We start from the raw sequence: 3044 nt of genomic DNA, 5'->3' as shown, positions 1-3044 counted from the left end.
TGTTCCGGCGGGCCACCGCTGCTCCGTGCCGGTCCGCACCGTTCTCGTGCCGCTGCCGCGGTTCAGCGTGCCTGCACCGGGACCGCCCGCACGGGGCAGCCGGCCGGGGCGACGCGCCCGTCCCGCCCCACCAGGCTCACCGAGACGGCGCCCTGCGCGTGCGCCGCGTACGCGGCCGTGCAGACGACCTGATCGCGGGCGGGGCCGGTCAGCCCCGCCACCCGCAGGCGCAGCGTGACCTCGACGGTGTGGCCGTCCGTCCCGATCCGGTCGACGGCGGAGGCCGCACGGGGCAGCGAGGAGGCGTTGCGGAACCCGGCCCGGCGTTCGGCCTTGTCCGGTCCGGCGAGCAGGGCGGTGACGGCCGCGAGCGGCGCGAGCGGCCCGTCCGCCGACTCACCCACGGGGGACGAACCGTCGGGCCCGTCCTGTCCGTGCGGCTCGTCCGGGTGAGGCGAACCGTCCGGCCCGACGGTGCCCGTGCCGCCGATCGGCCACGGGGTATCGACGATCCGTGGCACGGGCAGCAGCGCGTCGTCGGGCGAGAAGAAGAACAGCAGCACACGCCCCTCGCGCGGAGGGAGCAGATCGGCGACCGCCGGGCCGCCGGCCTCGATCACGTCCGTCTCCTGGATTCCGCAGCCCGCGAGCGGACCCCCGACGAGCATCAGCAGCGCGACGACGAGCCGGACCGCTCGGCGCCGGCGGAAGGCGGGTCTCCTCACGCGGTGGCCTCCGTCCGGCCGCGGCTGTCCGCCGGGCCCGTGCCACCCTGTGCGGGCGAGCAGCCCTCCTGCGCGCCTCCCTCGGACGCGGGCCCGTCGAAGGGGAGCTCCACGGTGAACAGCGCGCCGCCGCCGGGTGGGTTCTCCGCGCGGACCGTGCCACCGTGCAGCTGTACGTTCTCCGCGGTGATCGCCAGCCCCAGGCCGCTGCCCGACGAGCGGGAGCGTGCGGTGTCCGCCTTGTAGAAACGCTCGAAGATGTGCGGCAACACCTCCGGCGCGATCCCGGAACCGCTGTCGTGCACCTCGGTGATCAGCGCGCCCCCGCGGGCCGACAGCCGCACGGTGACCGGCTCGGCACCGTGACGCAGGGCGTTGCCGACCAGGTTGGCCACGACGACGTCGAAGCGGCGCGGGTCGAGGCGGATACGGAGGCCCTCGGGCAGCTCCGCTCGGACCCGGCCGAGCCACTGCCTGCCGGCCAGGGTGCCGCGCACGGCCTCCGCCGCATCCACCTCGTCCGTGTTGAGCTCCGCCGCGCGGGCGTCGAAGCGGGAGATCTCCATCAGGTCCTCCACCAGTACGGCCAGTTTGGCGGTCTCGGCGCTGATCAGGCGCACCGCACGAGCGGTGTCGGGGGCGAGGGCCCCGGCGTCCTCGTCCACCACGTCCGTGACGGCGAGCATTCCGGCGAGCGGGGTGCGCAGCTCGTGCGAGACGTCCGAGGCGAAGCGCCGGGCCCGGGCCCCGGCATCCGTCAACTCCTGCACGGAGTGTTCGAGTCGGGCCGCCGACTCGTTGAACGTCCGTGCCAGGTCCGCCATTTCGTCCCGGCCGTGCACGGGAATACGTGTGTCGAGCCGCCCCCCGCCCATGGAGTGCGCGGCGCGCCGCAGTGCGCGGACGGGGCGCAGCACGCTGCGCGCCGCGAGCAGTGCGGGTACCAGGGCCACGGCCAGACCCGGCAGCGCCCCGTCGCGGGCGGCGGTCACCAGGCCGTCGATGTCCACCTCCTCGGTCGTCATGGGCATCACGGCGAAGAGGACCAGGCCGCTGGGCACGGCGCGGCCGCCGGCGACGACCCGTGTCATCACCGGCATCCCGATCGTCAGGTACGCGGTCCCGTCCTTGACGACCCGCTCGAAGCTGCCGTGCGGCGAAGTGAGCGCGGTGCGGCGCAGCTCGGCGGTCAGGACACCGGAGACGGGCCGGTCGCCCGAGGACGCGCGCAGGGAGCCGTACTCGGCGAAGACGATCCACGGATGGGGTTTGGCGCGCGCCGCGATGTCGTAGAGGTACCACCGCAGTGAGTCCGGGTCCAGGGGCAGGCTGGGGACGAACTGCTCGACCTCCTCGCGGAACGAGGCGACGGCCGTGTCCTGAGCCCTCACGAGGACCGCGCTGCGCGCCTCACGATAGGTCAACGCGGCGGTGGTGACGGCGCTGACGGCGGCCACCAGCAGGAAGGCGATCACCAACCGGGTGCGCAGCCCGAACGCGGCGGCCGCCTTCGGCATCCTCACAGCGGACCGAAGCGGTAGCCGAGGCCCCGAAGGGTCTGGACGTACCGGGGAACGTCGGACGGATCCTCGATCTTGGCGCGCAGCCGGCGCACGCAGGCGTCCACCAGACGGACGTCACTGTAGTAGCTGTGCTCCCAGACCTCTTCCAGGAGCCGCTGCCTGCTGAAAACCTGTCCCGGCACGGCGGACAGGCACAGCAGCAGTTTCAGTTCGGAGGGCGCGAGGGCGACCGGGGCGCCCGACTTGAGGACGGTGTAACCGGCGCGGTCGATGCCGAGTTCACCATGCTGCTCGACCGCGGGTGCCGCCTCGGTCGGACCTTCGAAACGGCGCAGCACGGCACGTATGCGGGCTTCGATGACCTGGGTCCGGGCGGGCTTGACGATGTAGTCGTCCGCGCCTGCCTCCAGGCCGACGACGATGTCCACGTCGTCGCCGCGCGCGGTCAGCATGATGATCGGCAGCTGGCTGCTCTCGCGTACCCGGCAGCACACCTGGACGCCGCTCATGGCGGGCAGCATGAGGTCGAGCAGCAGGAGATCGGGGCGAAAGCCGGGCAGCGCGTCGAGACCGGCCTCGCCGGTCGCGGCGGCGAGGACCTGGTGCCCGCGCCGGCGCAGTCCGAGCTCGACACCCTCGCGGACGGAGAGGTCGTCTTCGACGAGGAGGACGCGGGGCATGGAGGTGTCTCCGGGGGCATGGGGAGGCGGAGTCGTCAGGGGTCCGTCGACCGGGCGGCGGGGGCAGGGCCGAAGACCGGACGACCGCGTCCGTGACGGCCATGGCCTCACCGGCC

3 protein-coding genes are annotated in these 3044 nt (G+C 73.7%); all 3 read right to left on the bottom strand.

Going from position 1 to position 3044, the window contains the following annotated elements:
- Positions 1–62: 62 nt before the first annotated feature.
- The 3 genes from IH13_RS0121945 to IH13_RS0121935 are packed head-to-tail and all read right to left on the bottom strand — an operon-like array spanning position 63 to position 2928.
- A complete protein-coding gene (locus IH13_RS0121945) occupies positions 63–725 on the bottom strand; it encodes a hypothetical protein (RefSeq protein ID WP_031087017.1) in 663 nt (220 codons plus the stop codon).
- Positions 722–2242 carry a sensor histidine kinase gene (locus IH13_RS0121940; RefSeq protein ID WP_031087015.1) on the bottom strand — a complete coding sequence of 507 codons (1521 nt, stop codon included), beginning with the start codon at positions 2240–2242 and terminating at the stop codon, positions 722–724. The genes IH13_RS0121945 and IH13_RS0121940 overlap by 4 nt, the downstream gene beginning before the upstream one ends.
- Positions 2243–2244: 2 nt before the next feature.
- Complete coding sequence (locus IH13_RS0121935) at positions 2245–2928, bottom strand: response regulator transcription factor (protein ID WP_031087013.1); 684 nt, start codon at positions 2926–2928, stop codon at positions 2245–2247.
- Between the last annotated feature and the right edge of the window lie 116 nt (positions 2929–3044).

The sequence above is a fragment of the Streptomyces sp. NRRL WC-3549 genome (assembly GCF_000721935.1).
GTDB lineage: Bacteria > Actinomycetota > Actinomycetes > Streptomycetales > Streptomycetaceae > Streptomyces.
Note: the sequence above shows the minus strand (reverse complement) of the source record. Positions and strands in the feature narration are given on the sequence as shown.